This window comes from Streptomyces cyslabdanicus (genome assembly GCF_052663305.1).
The window spans coordinates 16,357-34,321 of sequence record NZ_JBQRUW010000051.1; the positions used below are offsets into that span (position 1 = coordinate 16,357).

At 73.3% G+C, this 17,965-nt stretch carries 15 protein-coding genes and 1 pseudogene; 3 read left to right on the forward strand and 13 right to left on the reverse strand.

Translation table 11 applies throughout. The features are described 5' to 3' along the window. Positions 1 to 133: 133 nt before the first annotated feature. The 3 genes and pseudogenes from ACTYVM_RS28750 to ACTYVM_RS28760 all read right to left on the reverse strand — a co-directional run. Positions 134 to 619 (reverse strand): annotated as a pseudogene (locus ACTYVM_RS28750) (glycosyltransferase); the annotation flags it as partial. Between the two features lie 205 nt (positions 620 to 824). Then, a complete protein-coding gene (locus ACTYVM_RS28755; RefSeq protein ID WP_445528750.1) occupies positions 825 to 1,598 on the reverse strand; it encodes an IclR family transcriptional regulator in 774 nt (257 codons plus the stop codon). A gap of 24 nt (positions 1,599 to 1,622) precedes the next feature. Further along, positions 1,623 to 3,251 carry an IS200/IS605 family accessory protein TnpB-related protein gene (locus tag ACTYVM_RS28760; RefSeq protein WP_445528751.1) on the reverse strand — a complete coding sequence of 543 codons (1,629 nt, stop codon included), beginning with the start codon at positions 3,249 to 3,251 and terminating at the stop codon, positions 1,623 to 1,625. 402 nt (positions 3,252 to 3,653) lie between these two features. Here ACTYVM_RS28760 and ACTYVM_RS28765 point away from each other — a divergent pair, with 402 nt between their 5' ends. Then, positions 3,654 to 4,790 (forward strand): helix-hairpin-helix domain-containing protein, encoded by a 1,137-nt coding sequence (locus ACTYVM_RS28765; RefSeq protein ID WP_445528752.1) that lies wholly within the window; start codon positions 3,654 to 3,656, stop codon positions 4,788 to 4,790. A gap of 78 nt (positions 4,791 to 4,868) precedes the next feature. Here the strand turns inward: ACTYVM_RS28765 and iolD are convergent, their stop codons facing one another. The 10 genes from iolD to ACTYVM_RS28815 form a co-directional block, all read right to left on the reverse strand. Next, on the reverse strand, positions 4,869 to 6,767 hold the full coding sequence (iolD, locus tag ACTYVM_RS28770; protein ID WP_445528753.1) for a 3D-(3,5/4)-trihydroxycyclohexane-1,2-dione acylhydrolase (decyclizing): 1,899 nt from the start codon (positions 6,765 to 6,767) through the stop codon (positions 4,869 to 4,871). After that, positions 6,764 to 7,648, reverse strand: a complete 885-nt coding sequence (gene iolB, locus ACTYVM_RS28775; RefSeq protein ID WP_445528754.1) for a 5-deoxy-glucuronate isomerase — start codon at positions 7,646 to 7,648, stop codon at positions 6,764 to 6,766. Before iolB ends, iolD begins: the two co-directional genes overlap by 4 nt. Beyond that, the gene (locus ACTYVM_RS28780) at positions 7,648 to 8,556 is read right to left on the reverse strand and encodes a Cgl0159 family (beta/alpha)8-fold protein (protein WP_445528755.1); all 909 of its coding nucleotides are present in this window, start codon (positions 8,554 to 8,556) and stop codon (positions 7,648 to 7,650) included. Before ACTYVM_RS28780 ends, iolB begins: the two co-directional genes overlap by 1 nt. Continuing rightward, entirely contained in the window at positions 8,553 to 9,530 is a 978-nt protein-coding gene (gene iolC, locus ACTYVM_RS28785; RefSeq protein ID WP_445528756.1) for a 5-dehydro-2-deoxygluconokinase, read from the reverse strand. Before iolC ends, ACTYVM_RS28780 begins: the two co-directional genes overlap by 4 nt. Next, positions 9,527 to 10,342 carry a 6-phosphogluconolactonase gene (locus ACTYVM_RS28790; RefSeq protein WP_445528757.1) on the reverse strand — a complete coding sequence of 272 codons (816 nt, stop codon included), beginning with the start codon at positions 10,340 to 10,342 and terminating at the stop codon, positions 9,527 to 9,529. The genes iolC and ACTYVM_RS28790 overlap by 4 nt, the downstream gene beginning before the upstream one ends. Positions 10,343 to 10,347: 5 nt before the next feature. Further along, entirely contained in the window at positions 10,348 to 11,178 is an 831-nt protein-coding gene (locus ACTYVM_RS28795) for a carbohydrate ABC transporter permease (RefSeq protein WP_445528758.1), read from the reverse strand. A gap of 3 nt (positions 11,179 to 11,181) precedes the next feature. Continuing rightward, the gene (locus ACTYVM_RS28800; protein WP_445528759.1) at positions 11,182 to 12,165 is read right to left on the reverse strand and encodes a carbohydrate ABC transporter permease; all 984 of its coding nucleotides are present in this window, start codon (positions 12,163 to 12,165) and stop codon (positions 11,182 to 11,184) included. Further along, positions 12,162 to 13,556, reverse strand: coding sequence for an ABC transporter substrate-binding protein (locus ACTYVM_RS28805; protein ID WP_445528760.1), 1,395 nt, complete (start codon positions 13,554 to 13,556; stop codon positions 12,162 to 12,164). Before ACTYVM_RS28805 ends, ACTYVM_RS28800 begins: the two co-directional genes overlap by 4 nt. A 91-nt stretch (positions 13,557 to 13,647) precedes the next feature. Beyond that, positions 13,648 to 14,625: a sugar phosphate isomerase/epimerase family protein gene (locus ACTYVM_RS28810; RefSeq protein ID WP_445528761.1), complete on the reverse strand. Its 978-nt coding sequence runs from the start codon at positions 14,623 to 14,625 to the stop codon at positions 13,648 to 13,650. Continuing rightward, a complete protein-coding gene (locus tag ACTYVM_RS28815) occupies positions 14,622 to 15,776 on the reverse strand; it encodes a Gfo/Idh/MocA family protein (RefSeq protein WP_445528762.1) in 1,155 nt (384 codons plus the stop codon). The genes ACTYVM_RS28810 and ACTYVM_RS28815 overlap by 4 nt, the downstream gene beginning before the upstream one ends. Before the next feature lie 292 nt (positions 15,777 to 16,068). On the opposite strand from ACTYVM_RS28815, the gene ACTYVM_RS28820 reads away from it, so the two are divergent. Beyond that, positions 16,069 to 16,881, forward strand: coding sequence for a GntR family transcriptional regulator (locus ACTYVM_RS28820; protein ID WP_445528763.1), 813 nt, complete (start codon positions 16,069 to 16,071; stop codon positions 16,879 to 16,881). A gap of 32 nt (positions 16,882 to 16,913) precedes the next feature. Beyond that, entirely contained in the window at positions 16,914 to 17,888 is a 975-nt protein-coding gene (locus tag ACTYVM_RS28825) for an ROK family protein (protein ID WP_445528764.1), read from the forward strand. Positions 17,889 to 17,965: the final 77 nt, after the last annotated feature.

Here is a 17,965-nt window from a genome sequence, read left to right on the forward strand (position 1 = left end):
TCCGGCGTGGAGTTCGAGTGGTCGTTCTGCGGGGCCCGGCTCGACGATCGCGCGTGGCTCACGCGGGCACGGGCGGACTGGCGTACTTCTCAGCTCAGCGGGGGGCGAGGGCGGCCGACAGGGACGCGAAGGACAGTGCGTTGATGCTCTGGGCGTCCAGGTCCCACAGCGCCCCGTTGTCGGTCACCTCCGGCGGGAACGACCGGCCCGGATACGCCGGCGGCGCGCGGTGCGGCGACGGCAGGACGAGCTGCTGGAAGGTCACCGACACGGAGCGGATGCCCAGTCTCTCGGCCACCGACAGGGCGCCGGCCGCGGCAGGCATCATGCCGGTCGCCACCAGCGCGTCGCACCCCTCGGCCGCCGCGGTGACCGCGTCGAGCTGTCCGGCGATCAACTCGGCCGCGCGCTGCGGCAGGGACGACGGCGACGGTGCCGCGGTCGTCAGCGCGCGCCGACCGACCGGCACCAGAGGCACGCCGACACCGGCCAACCGCTGCGCGAAGTCCTCGTCCGGCGGCGCGCACACCCGCACCCGCGCGCCGAGTTCCCGCAGCCGCAGCGCGAGTGCCACCAGCGGTTCGACGTCGCCACGCGACCCATACGTCGACAACAGCACACGCACTTCGCGACACCCACCCTCGATTTCCGGCTTCGGCCGGCGATTCTGCGGCACGGTGGGGGCCTTGCCGCAAGCCCCCCAGTGCGCTATACGTTGAGAGTGGAAAGGAGCGGGTGACCTCCTTTCCCTTTCTTTTTGCCGTCCGACGCCGACGGACGATTCCCCCGTGAAGTGCCTCGCGAAGCGGCCGCGGCCACCTTCCTCAGCGCGTGGCCAGATCCGCCTCGATGGCCCGCGCGGCCGCGTTCAGCGTCGCCACCAGCGACTGCAACCGACCCGGTGCGTAGCGCACCCCGGGCAGCGACACCGACACGCCCGCCAGCGCCACCCCGTCCGCGCCGCGCACCGGCACCCCGACGGCGACGAGCCCCCGCTCGGAGCGGTCCTGGTTCACCGCGAATCCGCCCCGGCGCACCCGTGCCAGCTCCTGCCGCAGCGCCGCCAGGTCGGGCCGGTCCCCGGGCCGGTCGCGGTAGCGCTCCACGGCGTACACCTCCTCGAGCTGCTCCTCGCCCAGCTCGGCGAGGAGCAGCAGCCCCGCCGTCGTGCGGTGCGCCGGAAAGACCATGCCCTCCCGTGAACCCACGCGCAGCGCCTGCGCGCACTCGACGCTCGCGATGAACCGGGCCGTGTCCCCGGTGCGGATCGTCAGGTTGGCCGTCTCCTCCAGCAGGTCGACCAACCGGTGCAGATGGGGCAGCGCGACGGTACGCAGGCGGGACACCTGCGACTGCGAGTGGGCGGCCAGCTCCAGGACCGGGCCCGCGCGGTACACACGGTTCTCGTCCTGCACGGCGAAGTCCCGGTACACGAGCATCGCCAGCAGCCGGTGCGCGGTCGACCGGGCCACGCCGAGGCGTTCGGCGACCTGCGACACGGTCAGCCCGCCCTCCAGCTGGAGCATGGTGGCGGCCCGCAGCGCGTGATCGACGCTGGCGATGGCGTACGGCGGGGGGTTCTTCAGCGGCTTGTCCAACGCGGTCTCCCTGTTCCACCGTTCCTAGAAACTGAGCGGGAGTGAGTCCTGGTGCCAGGACTCGTGCTCAGTCGTGTGCCCCGAACGGTTGTGGGCACACTGGTCGCCCGCTTTCGCTCCGCGTCCGGCGCCGGCGGATCGTGTCCGTGGTCCGGGAATGCGGGGGCGGGGTTCCTCACGTCCCGGGGTGTCCGGTCGGGCCTGGACGGTCCGATGCCGCACACGATCGCTCCGGTCGTGTGGGGGCGGTGCCGTCCGACGCCTGATCGGGCATCCCAGGGCGCGTCGTCCGATTGCCACGGCGGCAGCATCGTGCCGCGTGGGCTTGCGTGTCGTGGTGGTGAGGGGTTGTTGCCAGTGCTGGGTGCCCCAGCGGCTGGTGTAGGCCGGGTCGACTGCGACAACGGCGACGCTCAGCTCGGCCGCCATCGACACCAGCCGTGCCCGCAGCCTGGCGGTGGGCATCCCGGAGATCAGCTTGCGGAACCGCTTTTGTCTGCCGTGCTTCTCCCGGGTCTTCTCCGCGGTGAAGTCCAGGTCCTCGATCGCGAGGGCCAGACCGTGGCGTACGGTCCAGTGCAGCAGGCGGATCAGGGCGTGGCGGACCTGTGCGTCGCGGTGCTGTGCGCTGCCGGTCAGGGTGTAGTCGAATCTGCGGGGTGTGCCGAGGGGGTTGCCGTGTGCGTCCAGGCGCCAGGCGGCCAGGTGGTCGGCGTTCATGTCCACGCCGACCAGCCCACCCGCACGGGCCGCCTCCAAGGGCACGGTCCGCACGGGCGGGTTCTGCCAGGAGGCGGTCACGTACCAGCGGCCCCGGTCCGGGTCGTAGTGGATGCGGTAGGCCACGGCACGGTTCGCTGCGATGCGGTCGGCCCACTGCTCGCCCCGGTGGCGGAAGACGGCCCGGCAGGCGAGTACGTACCGGCCGTGGGGCGCGTTGGCCAGGTCGGCCAGTGGCGCCGGGAGCTTGATGCTCACCTCACCGCCGGGTGTGATGCGGATCGTCTCGTTGCCGTACGGTTTCCCGGACTCGCCGTCGGCCTGCAGGAACCACCGCTCGGCGTGCCACCGCGACCGCCACTGCGCCTCGGTCAGCCCGGCGGCTTCGAGGTGGTGCCGGGCGCGCGCCAGCTTCTTGCCGCCGCGCACCACCCGCACCCGCCCGGCCTCCCAGTCGGCCCGCACCTGCTCCAGCCGGTCCTCCAGCACGTGCAGGCGCCGAGACTTGGCAAACCACTCCCGCTCCGAGCGGTAACCACCCGGCCTCCCCTTGGCGCCCTTGCCCCCGATGGGCTGCGCAAGCCGGTGCGTGATGGTCTCGGCGCCTGCCCGCAGACTCTGCATGTGGGCGAGCTGACCGCGCCGGGCCACCGCCCACTGATCATGCGTGGCCTTGGTGATACTTCCGGCCCACCGCGACGACGACTCTCCCGTCAACGCCCGCTTCCGCCGCCCCCACTGCTCACCGTCGTGGTCCAGCCCCGCCGCACAACGCACCTTCAGGTCGCGGGAGGCAAGGGAGCCGAGCAGACTGCCGACCTGGCGCAGCACCGTCTCGTCCTGCCCGGTCAGATGCTTGAGACCGGTGCGGATCGCCACCCCGGACGGGCCGGGCACCACGAACGACGCCACCACCTCACGCAACCCGCCCACACCCCACCCCCGCCCGATACCGACCAACCCCACACCGCACCCAACGACCACCCCCGACCCAAGGTCACGCATTCGAAACCAGAACACCCGTCGCCTTGCCACGCGCCGCCACCCCACGCCGCGCACCGCAACCGCGAAGCTCACTCATGCACACCAGAACACGCCCAACCGCTGTCGAACGGCAGCAGTTCAAACCCCCGTCCTCGCAGGTCCAGCGTATCCGCCGCACCAGCGAGGCCCCTCCTCCAGCACCCTTGCCGCGCACGTCGCCGAATTGCCGGGAGCAGGCAGCAAAACGGGCCGTCCGGCTGCCCGCACCGGTCCTTGTCGACGCGACGCGCGCGGTACAGGCTGGTCGTGCTCGGCGCGTTCGGCGGGGCGGACCCAGGGGGAGGTGTCCGGATGCGGCACGTGGGTTTCTTCCGGTGGCTGCTGGTGTGCGGCCTGATGTTGATCCTGTGCTCGACAGGCCTGTACTGGGCCGCGCCGGACTACCCCGAACTCCGGCAGACCGAACTGACCGTGCTGGACGAGAAGCCCGACGGAAAGTGCAGGGTTCGGTGGACGGATCCCTTCGCCCACCGTGAGCGTGAAGCGCCGTACCAATGCGACGCCGACCGGGACGAGATCCTGAAGGCACCGAACTACGCCCTCGTCGGCGGGAACATCAGCGCACTGAACCGCGGGCGTGGTGCGCGGGCCAAGGTCGTCCGTGCGGCGACGCGGCTGCGGGAGGCCGCCGCGCTGGTGGCCCAGGACCATGGACGGGCGGTGGAAGCGGTACGGGCGGCATGGACACCGCTCCATCGGGAACTGGTCGACGGTGAGCTGAGCCGGATGCCGGTCACACGGCTCCGGGAGACCGCCGGAATGCGGTCGACTGTGAAGCAGCTGGAGAAGGCCGGGGTCCGCACCGTGCGGGACGTGCTCGATGCGGGGGAGTGGCGGCTGGGGCAGATCCCTGGAGTGGGACGGACCACGGCCGGGCGGGTGATGGCCGCCGCACAGCGGATCGCCGACGAGGCGGACGAAGCTCTGGCGGTCCGGATCGACGCGGCGCGACCCGAGCCGCGGACCACGGCACTCGTCGTCGCTCTTCGGGCGCTGGTGGAGGCCGGTCCGGGGATGGAGCACGCCGCGGCGGTGGGCAGGAAACTGACCACGCGTCTGGACCCGATGCTGGCCGACGCGGCCCCGGCTGCCGGCTGGAAGCAGATGTCGGCCGCGGGAAAGGAGCAGCGCCAGGACGCCCGGGATGCCGTGGCCGAGCTGCGCCTGCTGCTGGCCGAGGCCCAACGGGAAGGCGTCGAGCAGCAGTTCGCCCAGGCCTCCGTCGACCTGCTGCGGGGACCGGACAGCGGTCCTGCGGGGCTGTCCGCGTGGGTGGACTTCGAGGCCCGGCCCAAGGAGTACTACAGCGCGCTTGCCAAGTTTGTCGGCCGAGGCCGCCCCGCGGGCGCTCCTCGCCGTACCGGTCGATCCGCCCGCTTCACGGCGAGGAACGGCTCAGTGGGCCTGCGTCGCCTCCCCCGATGGTGACGACTGTCCCCGCACCGGTGCGGTCCACCGGCCCGCGTCCGCTCCGGGAGTGCCGGTGGACGCGGGCCGGGCGCCGGTTCAGGCCGGGGGCGGGGTGAGCAGCGGGCGCTGGGCCTTCTTGTGCTGCTCGTAGGCGGCGCGGGCCGCGGTGGCGGACGGCAGTGCGGAGACCTCGGCGACCGGGACGTCCCACCAGGCGTCGGAGCCGGGGGCCGGTACCAGGGGGTCGGTCTCCACGTGGACGACGGTGGTGCGCTCGGCCGCCAGGGCGGTGGCGAGCGCCTCGCGGAAGCCGTCCAGGTCCTGGGCGCGGAGCACGTCGGCGCCCAGGCTCGCGGCGTTCGCGGCCAGGTCGACCGGCAGGATGTCACCGTCCAGGTGACCGGTGGCCGGGTCGCGGTAGCGGTAGCGGGTGCCGAACCGGTCGGCGCCGACCTGCTCCGACAGCGCGCCGATCGAGGCGAAGCCGTGGTTCTGCACCAGTACCACGACCAGCTTGAGCCGCTCGGCGACGGCCGTGGCGATCTCCTGGGCCATCATCAGATAGGAGCCGTCGCCGACCAGCACCACGACCTCGCGGTCGGGCGCGGCCATCTTCACGCCGAGCCCTCCGGCGATCTCGTAGCCCATGCAGGAGAACCCGTACTCGACGTGGTAGCCCAGCGGGTCGCTGGGGCGCCACAGCTTGTGCAGATCGCCCGGTATCGAACCGGCGGCGCACACCACCACGTCCCGCTCCCCCATGGCGTCCCGCAGCGCGCCGATGATCTCGCTCTGGGCGGGCAGCGGCCGGTGTCCCGCGGTGAAGGCGGCGTCCGCCACCGCGTCCCAGCCGCGCACCAGCCGGGCCGCGCGCTCGCGCCAGTCCGGGGCGGCGGACCAGCCGGACAGTGCGGTGCCCAGCGCCCGGAGGCCCGCGCGGGCGTCCGCGACCAGGGACACCCCGGCCTGCTTGGCGGCGTCGAACGCGGCGATGTTGAGGTTGACGAAGGCCACCTCGGGGTCGGCGAACAGGGTGCGCGAGGCGGTGGTGAAGTCCTGCCAGCGGGTGCCGATGCCGATCACCACATCGGCCTCGCGGGCCAGGGCGTTGGCCGCGGCGCTGCCGGTGTGGCCGACGGCGCCGACCGCCGCCGGGTGGCCGTGCGGCAGCGCGGCCTTGCCGGCCTGGGTGACCGCGACCGGCACCCCGGTGGCGGCGGCGAACTCCGCGAGCGCGGCGGTGGCGTCGGAGTGGATCACCCCGCCGCCGGCCACGATCAGCGGGCGCCGGGCGCCCCGCAGCAGCCGTACGGCGGCGGCCAGTGACGCCTCGTCGGGGGCCGGGCGGCGGATGTGCCACACCCGGTGGGCGAAGAACTCCTCGGGGAAGTCCCAGGCCTCCGCCTGGACGTCCTGCGGCAGGCAGAGGGTGACGGCGCCGGTCTCGGCCTGGTCGGTGAGCACCCGCATCGCCTGCACGGTCGAGGAGAGCAGTTGCTCGGGCCGCCAGATCCGGTCGAAGAACCGGGAGACGGGCCGGAAGACGTCATTGACGGTGAGGTCGGCGGCGTACGGCTGTTCGAGTTCCTGGAGCAGCGGCGAGGCGGCGCGGGAGGCGAAGGTGTCGCCGGGCAGCAGCAGCACCGGCAGCCGGTTGACGGTGGCCAGGGCCGCCCCGGTGACCATGTTGGTGGAACCGGGCCCCACCGAGGCGGTGCAGGCCAGGGTGGAGAGCCTGCGCCGGGTGCGGGCGTAGGCCACCGCGGCGTGCACCATGGCCTGCTCGTTGCGGGCCTGGTGGTAGGTCAGGTCGTCGGGGCGTTCCAGCAGGGCCTGGCCGAGTCCTGCGATGTTGCCGTGGCCGAAGATGCCGAAGCAGCCCTCGATCAGCCGCTGTTCGACGCCGTCCCGCTCGGTGTACTGCTGCGCGAGGAACGCCACCAGCGCCTGGGCGGTGGTCAGTCGGCGGGTGGGACGGGATCCGGTCGTGGTCATCGTGGCCCTCCGGCGTCGCAGATCGGCACCCGGGGGTCGGCGGCCTGGCCGTCCCATGAGGCGCGTACCCAGTGGTGGGCCGGGTCGTCGCAGCACGCCATGGTGCGCTCTGGGTGCGGCCCGGCGAGCACATTGAGGTAGTACAGGGGGTGTCCCGGCGCGGCCATCGAGGGACCGTGGTAGCCCCGGGGGACGAGCACCGCGTCGCCCTGCCGGACCTCCGCCAGCACGTCCACCCCGTCGCCTCCGGTCGCCACGGGCTCGTACACCCGCTGGTAGCCGAAGCCGTGCGGGCCGGGGCCGCCGATCTCGAAGTAGTAGATCTCCTCCAGCACCGCCTCTCCGGGGCGCCGCTCGTCGTGCTTGTGGGGCGGATAGGAGGACCAGTTGCCGCCGGGGGTGAGCACCTCCACGGCGACCAGACGGTCGCAGGGGAAGCCCTCGGGGGAGGCGAAGTTGTTCACCTGTCGGGTGGCGGGGCCGGCGCCGCGGATCTCGACCGGCACCGCCTCGGCGGGCCCGTAGGCGGGCGCCAGCCGGCGCTCGCAGCGGGCCGCGGGCAGCGCGAACCGGCCGCCGCCCGCGGAGTGGACGGTGACCCGGGCGTCGCGCGGAGCGTAGGCGAAGTCGGTGACCCGGCTGAAGACGTCGGTGCGGCCGTCGAGGTCGAAGGTGGTGCCGTCGATCTCCACCCGGCAGCTTCCGGACAGCGGCAGCACGATCAGCTCGCTGTCCCCGGTGTCCAGGGTCCGGGAGGCGCCCGGTGCGAGGTCGAGCACGCGCAGGGAGCTGTAGGTCCACCCGGCGTCCCGGGGGGTGACCGCCAGCCGGAAGCCGTCCGCCCCGGCGGTGCCGTCGGGCAGATGCAGCCGACGGGCCATCAGGACTCCTGGCCGAGCAGTGAGACGGCGGTGTCCACGGCGCCGGCCACATCACCGTCGGCGGGGAAGAGCATGGTGCGGCCGATGATCAGCCCGCGGACGTGCTCGATGCGCAGCGCCTGCTGCCAGGAGGCGTACATGGCCTCGGGGTCGCCGCCGCCCTCGCCGCCGAGCAGCAGGGTGGGCATGGTGGTGGAGGCCATCATGCGCTCCATCTCGGGGACGACCGGGACCTTCAGCCAGGTGTAGGCGGAGGTGCGGCCGAGCGCGGAGGCGATGTTGTTCACCCAGATCTGGGCGTCGGGCTCCAGGATGTTGCGCACCCTGCCGCCCTCGCGCACGGACTTGAAGGGTTCTATGAGGGCGAGCAGCCGGCGCTCCGCCAGTTCGTTGACGGCGGCGGCGGTCCCGCTGAGGGTCTCGGCGGTGCCCGGGTCGGCGGGGTCGACGCGCAGCAGCACCTTGCCGCCGTCCAGTCCGCCCTCCTCGATGCCGCGGGCGTCGTAGCAGGTGAAGCGGTCGTCGAGTTCGAAGGAGGCGCCGGGGATGCCGCCCCGGTTCATCGAGCCGAGCACCAGCTTGCCGTCGAGCGCGCCGAGCAGGGTCAGGTCCTCGACCAGGTCGGGGGTGCCGAGGAAGCCGTCCACGCCGGGGCGGGAGAGCGCCTCGACACAGCGGGCCAGCAGCTCGTGGCGGTCGCCCATGGCGGTGGCGTTGCCGCCGGCGGCCACCGCGCCGCGCGCCGGGTGGTCGGCGGCCAGGATGAACAGCGGCCGGGCGAGGCCCGCGGGGTCGAACTTCGGGCGGGCGGCGGCGGCCCGCCGGATCGCGTCGGGGTCGGTGAGCCGGATCCGGGTGACCTCGGCGAGGTCACGGGCGGCGGGGCTGGTGGCGAGGGTGGTGCTCAACGGGGTTCTCCGGTGGTGAGGGTGGTGGCGGCGCGCGGTGCGGTGCGGCCGGTCAGCTCGGCGATCTCTTCGGGGGTGGGCATCGCGTCGGCGCAGGAGTGCCGGGAGGCGACCAGCGCCCCGGCGGCGTTGGCGGCGGCCAGGGTGTCGGTCAGCGGACGTCCGGCCAGCAGGCCCGCGACCAGGGCGCCGCCGAAGGCGTCGCCCGCGCCGAGGCCGTTGACCACCTCGACGGGGATCGGCGGCACCCGTACGTCCTCGGTCGCGGTGCGGGCCAGGACCCCGTCCGGGCCCTGTTTGACCACGGCCAGCCGTACTCCTCGGGCGAGCAGCAGGTCCGCGGCCCGGTCGGGGTCACGGGTGCCCACCGCGACCTCGACCTCGTCGCGGTTGCCGACCGCGACGGTGGCGTGCTCCAGGGCGCGGGCGTAGCGGGCGGGCGCGTCCTCGGGGCGGTCCCAGAACATCGGGCGCCAGTCCAGGTCCAGCACGGTGTCGGTGCCGGCGTCGCGTTCGGCGAGCGCGCGCAGGGTGGTGCCGTACGACGGTTCGGCGCACAGTCCGCTGCCGGTGGCCCACACGACCCGGGCGGCGCGCAGCGCGGGCAGGTCCAGGTGTGCGGGCAGCAGCCGCAGGTCGGGGGCGTCGGGCCGGTAGAAGTAGAGAGGGAAGTCGTCCGGCGGGAAGATCTCGCACAGCACCACCGGGGTCTGGGCCCCGGGCACGGTCACCACATGCCGTTCGTCCACGCCGAAGCCGCGCAGCGCCGCGCGGACGAAGCCGCCCAGCGGGTCGTCGCCGACGCCGGTGACGACCGTGCTGCGCAGTCCGTGCCGGGCGGCGGCGACGGCCACATTGGTGGCGCTGCCGCCGAGGTACTTGGCGAAGGTGCTCACCTCGGCCAGGCCGACCCCGGTCTGCTGCGGGTAGAGGTCGACGCCGACCCGGCCGAGGGTGATCAGGTCGTACGTCATGCGGCGTCCTCCAGGGCCGACGAGGCCCGGTCGACGTACAGCGCGGCGTCGGCGCACTCGGTGACCAGGGTGGCGGGCCAGGCCGGGTCGTAGCCGCGGGCGGCGGTCAGGCGGCGCACGGCCTCGCGCTTGTGGGCGCCGTGCACGATCATCACCGCGCGCCGGGAGTGGGCCACGATGGTCTCCACGCCGACGGTGACGCCGTGCCGGGGCACCTCGTCCAGGGAGGCGAAGTCGGGGAAGGTGCCCATGTTGTCGACGCGGGTGGTGTCGGCGAGTTCGACGATCCGGCAGGTGCTGTGGCGGTCGGTGCCGGGCGGGTTGAAGGCGATGTGCCCGTCCGAGGCGCCGCAGGCCAGGAGGAACAGGTCGACGCCGCCGCAGTCGACGAGGCGCCGCTCGTGGGCCTCCGGGTCGGCCGGGTCGGGGAACCAGACCGCGTCGGCGGGGATGCCCCGGCCGGGTCCTGCGGCGGCGTTGAGGGGGGCGACGATCTCCTCGGTGGCGAAGCGGTGGCAGCTGTTGTGCGCGCCGTGGTCGACGTCGTGGAAGCCGCCCGGCGCGTCGGGGTCGGGCAGGACGTACTCGTCCATCATGGCGATGACGACATGCCGCAGGTCGAGCCGGCGCTCGGCGGTCAGTTCGGCGAGCGCCTCGTAGACCGGCTTGGGGCTGCGGCCGCCGGGGCAGCCCAGCACGTAGCGCCGGCCGGCGCCTGCTGCTTCCGCGATCCCGTCCGCGATCTCGCGGGCCAGCTCCGCGCCGAGCAGGGCGGGGCTGTCGAAGACGCGCGGGGGAAGGGGGGCCGACATGGGGGTCACTCCTTTACGGCGCCCGCCAGCATGCCGCTGATCATGCGGCGCTGGAGGGCGATGTAGCAGATGAGTACGGGCAGGGCGACGATGACGGCGGCGGCCGCCGTGACGCCCGGGTCGCTGTTGCGCCGGTTGCCCGCGAAGAACGACAGGGCCAGCGGTGCGGTCTGCACGCTGCGGTCGTCCGGGACGAGGACCAGCGCCAGCAGGAACTCGTTCCACGCGAAGAGGAAGAGCAGGGTGGCGAGGGTGCCGATGGCGGGTACGGCCATCGGCAGCAGGATGGACCGCAGGGTGCGGAACCTGGAGGCGCCGTCGACGGAGGCCGCCTCGCGCAGTGCCGGCGGGGTGGAGACGAAGAAGGTGCGCATCCAGAAGACCGCGAAGGGCAGGGACAGGCCGATCTGCGGCAGGATCAGCGCCCAGTAGGTGTTGGTGAGGTGCCAGGCGCGCAGCTGGTAGTAGAGCGGGATCACGGTGGCCTCGTAGGGCATCACCAGACCGACAAGGAGCAGTCCGAGGAGCACTCCCTTGAGCGGGAAGGGGAAGGCCGCGAAGGCGTAACCGGCCAGCACGGCGAGGACGATGGTGCCCACCACCACGGCGGCGGCCACGATCAGGCTGGAGAGCAGGGCCTGGGAGAACAGTCCCCGGGTCCAGGCCTGGGAGAAGTTGGCGAAGCTGATCGAGGTGGGCAGGGTGAAGCCGCTCTGCCGGGTGCCGGGCTTGCTGAGCGCAAGGAGCACCACGGACAGGAAGGGGTACAGGGCGGCGATGGCGGCGACCACCAGGACGGCGTGTCCGATGACGGTCTGGCGGCGGCTGGTGAGCATCCGTCAGCCCTCCTTTCCGCGCACCAGGCGCATGACGACCCCGGTCACCACCAGCACCACGGCGGTCAGGCAGACGCTGATCGCGGCGGCGCCGCCCACCTCGTGGGTGAGGAAGGCACCCTGGTAGATGAAGACGCTGGGCACGGTGGTGGAGGTGCCGGGGCCGCCCGTGGTGGTGTTCCACACCAGGTCGAAGTTGCGCAGGGCGTAGGTGATGGTGAGGACCAGGGCGATGGACATCTCGCCGCGCAGCGCGGGCAGGGTGACGGTGAAGAACTCGCGGATCGCGCCGCAGCCGTCGATGCGGGCGGACTCGTACAGCTCGGTGGGGATCTTCTGGGTGCCGGCCAGGAAGAGCACCATGCACAGCCCGTACATCACCCAGGTGCCGACCAGGCCGACCGAGGGCAGGGCGGTGTGGTAGTCGCCCAGCCAGGCGCGGGCCAGGGAGCCGAGGCCGACGGCGCGCAGGGCGGCGTTCAGCGGCCCGTCGATGTCGTAGATCCACCGCCAGGAGACGGCGACCACGACGGTGGCCAGGATCTGCGGCAGGAACAGCACCGCGCGGAAGAAGCTCAGTCCGTGGATCCGGATGCGGGACATCAGGGCGGCGAGGAACAGGCCGAGGGCGACCGGCAGCAGCGCGTAGAAGACCACGAACTCCAGCGAGTGGCCGATCGCGGCGGGGATGCGGGTGTCGGACAGCAGGGCGCGGTAGTTGCCGAGGCCCACCCAGCGGCCCTCGGTGAGGCCGTCCCAGCGGAACAGCGATATCCAGGCGGTCTGGCCGAGCGGCCGCAGCACGAACAGCGTGTAGAAGACGGCGGCGGGCAGCAGGTACCAGACGGCGGGCCAGTACTGGCGTCCGGCCCAGGCGCGCAGGCCGTGCCGTCGCCGCTGATCCTGGGGTTCCTGGCCGGTGCGGTCCTGGGTGGAGGGTGCGGGCTCGGTGGCGGTGGCCCGTCCGGAGAGCGGGGCCGCGGTCACGGGGTGCCTCCGGCGGCTGCCGCGTCCTGGCGCTGCTGGTCCTGGAAGGCCTGCCAGTTGTTCTGCAGGCCCTCGGTGAAGCCGTGGGGTGAGATACGGCCGGCCAGCAGGTCCTGGGTCTTGGAGCCGATGGTGTCGAGCATCGTGGTGGAGGCCCAGTCGAGGTAGAAGTTCTGCCCGTCGTCGGCGAGCAGTTTGAGCCCGATGCCGTTGACCTGGTCGACGACCTTGCTGTCGGCCTTGACGGTGCCCTGGCCGGTGACCGGGGTGCGGCCGACGTCCGCGAGGGTCTGCGCGAACCCATTGCTCATCAGCATGTCGAGGAAGGCGACCGCGGCGGGCAGGTGCTGGGTCTTGGAGCTGATGTGCCAGCCCAGGCCGAGCGAGCCGACCGTGGCGCGGGTGCCGTCGGGCCGGGTGGGCAGGGTGAAGCCGACATGGCCGTTCATGCTCTGCTGGAGGGCGGGCGCGTTCCAGGAGCCGGCGACCAGGAAGACGCCCTGGCCGTGGCTGAACTTGGCGACCGCGTCGTCGGAGCTGATGCCGTCGTAGCCCTTGCCGAACCAGCCGCGCTTCGCCCAGTCCTGCACGGTGCCGGCCGCGGCCTCGGTGCCCTTGTCGGCGATGGTGGAGCCGGGGACTCCGCTGATCCAGGAGCGGATGTCGCGGCTGGCCACGTTCTGCGCCTGGACCAGGCCGATGACCTGGCTGGCGGGGTACTTCTCGGCGTTGCCCAGCATGATGGGCTGCTCTCCGGCGGCCTTGGCACGGGCCAGCGCGGCGGTGAACTCGGCGTAGGTCGTGGGCGGCTTGATGCCCAGTTTGGCCAGTTTGTCAGTGTTGTAGAACACTCCGACGTACTCGGTGGCCGGTGAGATCCCGTAGAGGCTGCCGGAGCCGAAGACGGTGCCGTCGGGGGTCCAGCGGTACTGCTTGAGGGCGCCGTCGGTGAAGGTGTTCTCCCAGCCGTAGGCGCGCATCACGTCGTCCAGCGGGCGGATCAGTCCGGCCTTGACCAGTGGGCCGTCGGTTCCGTAGCCCTGGTTGCCCTGCACGAGGTCGGGCGCGTCGGTGCCGGACATCGAGTTGACGACGGTCTTCATCAGGTCGTCGAAGCCCTTGGTGACGACGTCGACCTTGACGCCCGGGTACTTCTTCTCGTACATCGGCACGAGCGCCTTGAGCGTGGCGTCCTCGCCCGAGTCGGCGAGTACGCGCAGCGTGGTGGGGCCGGACTTGGCCACCTCCTGCACGGTCACCGGCTGGGTGATCCGGGGTCCGGTGACGCCGGACGAGGCGGTGGTGCCACCGGCTCCGGGGACACCGCACCCGGAGACCAGCAGCCCGGCCAGGGCGACCCCCGCGGCCCCGGTCCATCGCAGCTTCTTCATCCTTGCTCCACTTCGGGTCCGCGCACGGGCGGACCGGGAACGGCGCCGGGAGGCACGGCCGGCGGGCCGTGCGCCCCGGGCACCGGGGTGATCAGGAGTGGGCGGCCACCTTCGCGGCCAGCCAGGCGTGGTTGGCCGCCTGCTCGGCGGCGACCTGCGGATATTGATCGGCCGGCGTCGGCGCCCGGTCCTGCTCCACGAGCAGCCAGCCGCGGTAACCGCCGCGCAGCAGCTCGGACAGGAAGGCGTCGATGTCGACATCGCCCGCGCCGAAGGGCACACAGACGTCGGCCCACCACTCGTCGAAGTCGGTGCGGCCGGAGGCCTTGGCCTCGGCGAGCACCGCCATGCGTACGTCCTTGACGTGCACGTGGTTGATCCGCTCGCGCCAGGCCCGCAGGCACGCCACGGGGTCGCCGCCGGCCAGCTGGAGGTGCGCGATGTCGAGGGTGAGGCCGACCTCGGTCAGCTCCAGCAGCCGCTCGACCTCCCAGGGCGACTCCACGAAGGTGCTGATGTGCGGGTGGAAGGAGGGGCGCAGTCCGTAGGAGCGGGCCATCGCGACCGCCCGCTCGGACAGCCGGGCCAGGCGTTCCCAGCCGGCCTCGTCAAGGGCCAGCGAGCGGTCGTCCCAGGATCGGGCGGGGTGGTGCAGCAGGGTCTCGCTGCCCTCGTCGGCGAGGATGGCCAGCGGGGCCTGGTCGGCGGGGGTGCCCGCCGCCTCGGCGCACGCGGCCAGTTCACGGCAGGTCTGTTCCATCCGGGCCAGGTCGTGCTCCACGACGTCGTCGCCGAGCGCGTAGTGCACGGGGATGTAGGCGCCGACGGCGGCCAGCCGGTGCTCGGTGAAGAGCGCGGCGGCCTGCTCGGGCGTGCCGAAGAAGCCGGGCGGGCCGAGTTCGCTGCCCTGGTAGCCGGCCTCGGCCATGGAGGCGAGCAGGGCGCCGGGAGAGGAACCGGGGCCGCCCGCGCCCTCGCCGTACACGCCGTAGCTCACCGGCGCGTTGCCGATCAGGATCCCGTCGGGCAGCGCGTCACCGGCGCCGGGGTTCGTGGTGCGGCCGGTCACGCGGCACCCCCGTGCGCGGCCTCGCCGCCGATCTCGACGCCGGCCTGCGCGGCGAGCGTGGCGACCAGGGCCTGGAGGCAGCGCACGTCCTCGGCCGCCCCGGCGGCACCGGAGCGGACCTTCGTCTCGCCGTGGACCGCCGCGGCGAACTCCTCCAGCTGGCGGACGAACCCGGTGTCGTAGCCGTGGCGTGCGGTGGTGTCGCGGCGCACCGCGCCCTCGGCGCGTTCCACCCGGAGCGTGGAGCGCACGTCCACCAGGTAGGGCGCGGCCATGTCCAGGCGGAGCCGGCCGTCGCGGGCGAGTACGGCGATCTCCTCGCCGTACTCGGGGTGGTCCGGGAGCCAGTTCCAGTTGAGCACCAGCCGGGCACCGTCCCCGAGCGGCGCGGTGGCCAGCAGGCACGGCGGTTCGCCCTCGACCGGCCACGGCCACAGCTCGGCGGTGTCGAAGGCGGTGGGCAGGGTGAAGCCGAGCGCGCGCAGGACGGAGAGCTCGTGGATCACCGAGCCGTTGAGCACGTCGCGGTAGTAGCGGGCCAGTTCGGCGGGCACCTCGCCGAGGGCGTCGAGGGTGCGTGCGTCCTCGTAGGCGAGCGACTCGGCGATCACCGAGGTGTCCGCGTCGTCGGCCGGCGGGTCCAGCCGCAGATGCTCCACCTGGGGTTCGTCGGCGGGGTGCAGCACGGTGACCCGGACCGTGCGCGGGGTGTCCAGCGCGGCCAGCTCGGCCGCGGCGACCTCGGTGAGCGGGTCGTACATCTTCATGTAGCCGACCTGGAGCACCAGGCCCTTGGCCTCGGCGAGCGCGCCCAGTTCCTCGGCCTCGGCCACGGTCAGGCACAGCGGCTTCTCGGCGAGGACGTGCTTTCCGGCCTCCAGCGCGGCGCGTGCGGCCTGCGCGTGGGTGCCGGGGGTGGCCAGCAGTACGGCGTCGACGGTGTCGTCGGCCAGCACGCTCTCATAGCGGTGCGTGGCCCGTACGCCGACGCCACAGCGGGCGGCCACCGCCGCCGCACGGGAGGGGGACAGATCGCACACGACGGCGGTCTGGAACAGCGCGCCCAGGCGCTGGACGGCGGGGAGGTGGACCGACTGAGAAATCGTTCCTGCGCCTATGACGGCGAGACGGACCGGTGGATGTGACGGCATCGAGGCTCCCTCGGCTCGGGTGCGGCGCGGTGTGCTGTCGCGGGTCGCGGGTGGGTGGTGTCACGCATGGCGGTGTCGGCGCGTGTCATCGGGTGGGGCCCTGCGGCCTGTTGGAGGCAGGGGCCGGCCGTGGCGCCGTACATCGGCAGACGGGCACTCGCCGGTGAACGGAAGAGGAACTTCCGAAGGTCGGCGTGGTGGGATCATGGCGCACTTCAGTCCAGTCAGTCCAGTGTTTGGACCAGATTTTTATCTGGTCCATGAACTGGTTGCTCTGGTACGGTCCATGACCGTGACCACGCATGACGCATCGGCCTCACCCTCCGTCCCCGCCCCCGCCCCCGCCCCCGCCCCCGCCCCCGCACTCGCGGCGACCGCGACCGCGACCGCGGGCCCGGCCGTCCAGCTCGCCCGCCGCGCACTCGGGCAGCTGCTGGACCGCCGGGTATGGGCCCCGGGCAGTCAACTGCCCGGGGAACGCGCCCTGGCCCAGCGCGTCGGCGTCAGCCGCAGCAGCCTGCGCCAGGCCCTGGCCCTGCTGGAGACCGAGGGTCGGGTGCACTCCTCACCGCAGCGCGGCTGGTTCGTCGCCACCGACGTGGTCAGCGAACCGCCCAGCGTGCTGAAGAGCTTCACCGACATCGCCCGCGACCGCGGCCTGACCGCCACCGCACGGGTGCTGCGCCGCGAGGTCCGGCCGGCCGGCTACGAGGAGTCGGCCCGGCTGCGCATCGCACCCGCCGCCGAGGTGCTGGAGGTCGTCCGGGTGCGCGGCCTGGACGACGTACCGGTGTGCCTGGACACCACGGTGCTGGTGCGCTCCCGTGCCCAGGCGCTGGAGGACGTCGACCTGACGGACCGTTCGCTCTTCGCCGAACTGGAGGCCAGAGCCGGGGTGCGCGTCATGCACAGCACGTACACCGCGCGCGCCGACGGCGCCCAGCCCTTGGAGGCGGAGCTGCTGCGGGTGCCGCCGGGCACCCCGGTCCTGGTCGGCGAGGAGGTCACCTACGACCAGACCGACACCCCGGTACTGCTCGGCCGGGCCGTGTACCGCGGCGACGCGTACCGCCTCGAAGCCACCCTGCACCGCAGCTCCGACTGAACCCACCGCACCCCAGGCGAAGGCCAACTCCCGTGAACACGAGCTCGATCCCGGCGCCCGCCGGGGAACCGTCCGGCCGGACCGCCGTCGCGGCCCTGGACGTCGGCGGCACCAAGATCGCCGCCGGTCTCGTCACCGCCGACGGCACCCTGCTGCACCGCCGTGAACTGCCCACCGCCACCGCCGCCGGGGGAGGGCTGCGCGATCCCGGCCTGACCGGCACCGCGCGGGCGGCCCGCGCCCTCCTCGACGACGCCGCCCGGCTGGGCGTCACGGTGACCGCACTGGGCGCCGGATTCCCCGAATACGTCGACGCCGACGGCGAGTTGACCAGCCGTGAGGTACTGGCCTGGGACGTGCAGCCGGCCGCCGTTCTGGCCGCCGTGGCCGCGCCCGGCCTGCCGGTGGCCGTCGGCTCCGACGTGCGCTGCGGGGCCCTCGGCGAAGCACGGCACGGCGTCGGCCGCGGCCTGCCCGACTTCCTCTACGTGTCCCTGGGCACGGGACTGTCCTCCACCGTCGTTCTCGACGGGAGGCCCGTCGCCGGACGGCGCGGGGAGGCCATCGCCCTGGGGGAGTGGGAGGTCCCGGCCTCCGTGGACCGGGACTGGCGCGGAAACCTCGAGCAGTACTGCTCCGGTCGGGGTATCGGCGCACGCCGCACCGCCTGCGGCGGCTCCCCCGTACCGGGCGCCCGGGAGGTCACCGCCCTCGCCCTGTCCGGTGATTCGGCCGCGGCCCGCGTCCTGGTCACCGCCGGACAGGCGCTGGGCACCGTGCTCGGTCACCTCGTCCGGGTCCTCGACCCCTCGGCGATCGTCCTCGGCGGCGGCCTCGGCGCCGGTGACGGGCCGCTGCACGCCGCCCTGCGCGAGACGTACGCCCACACCACCCGCAGCCGGCCGGCACCCCCGCCCATCCACCGCGCCGCCCTGGGCCCCGACGCCGGCCTGATCGGTGCCGCGGCACTTCCGGCACCGAGAGGGCTCGGCGCGTCGCTCTCCTGACGACAGCAGGCGGGGGGGGGGGGGGGGAGCCCCCCACCCCCCCCCCCCCCCTCCGAACGGAAGAAAAACCCCCCACA

Bases quoted from the DNA above. Each gene is read 5' to 3' on its own strand.
- ACTYVM_RS28790 (WP_445528757.1), bottom strand. From the start codon at position 10,342: ATGTCGGCCCCCCTTCCCCCGCGCGTCTTCGACAGCCCCGCCCTGCTC.
- ACTYVM_RS28795 (WP_445528758.1), bottom strand. From the start codon at position 11,178: ATGCTCACCAGCCGCCGCCAGACCGTCATCGGACACGCCGTCCTGGTG.
- iolC (WP_445528756.1), bottom strand. From the start codon at position 9,530: ATGACGTACGACCTGATCACCCTCGGCCGGGTCGGCGTCGACCTCTAC.
- iolD (WP_445528753.1), bottom strand. From the start codon at position 6,767: ATGACCACGACCGGATCCCGTCCCACCCGCCGACTGACCACCGCCCAG.
- iolB (WP_445528754.1), bottom strand. From the start codon at position 7,648: ATGGCCCGTCGGCTGCATCTGCCCGACGGCACCGCCGGGGCGGACGGC.
- ACTYVM_RS28815 (WP_445528762.1), bottom strand. From the start codon at position 15,776: ATGCCGTCACATCCACCGGTCCGTCTCGCCGTCATAGGCGCAGGAACG.
- ACTYVM_RS28805 (WP_445528760.1), bottom strand. From the start codon at position 13,556: ATGAAGAAGCTGCGATGGACCGGGGCCGCGGGGGTCGCCCTGGCCGGG.
- ACTYVM_RS28765 (WP_445528752.1), top strand. From the start codon at position 3,654: ATGCGGCACGTGGGTTTCTTCCGGTGGCTGCTGGTGTGCGGCCTGATG.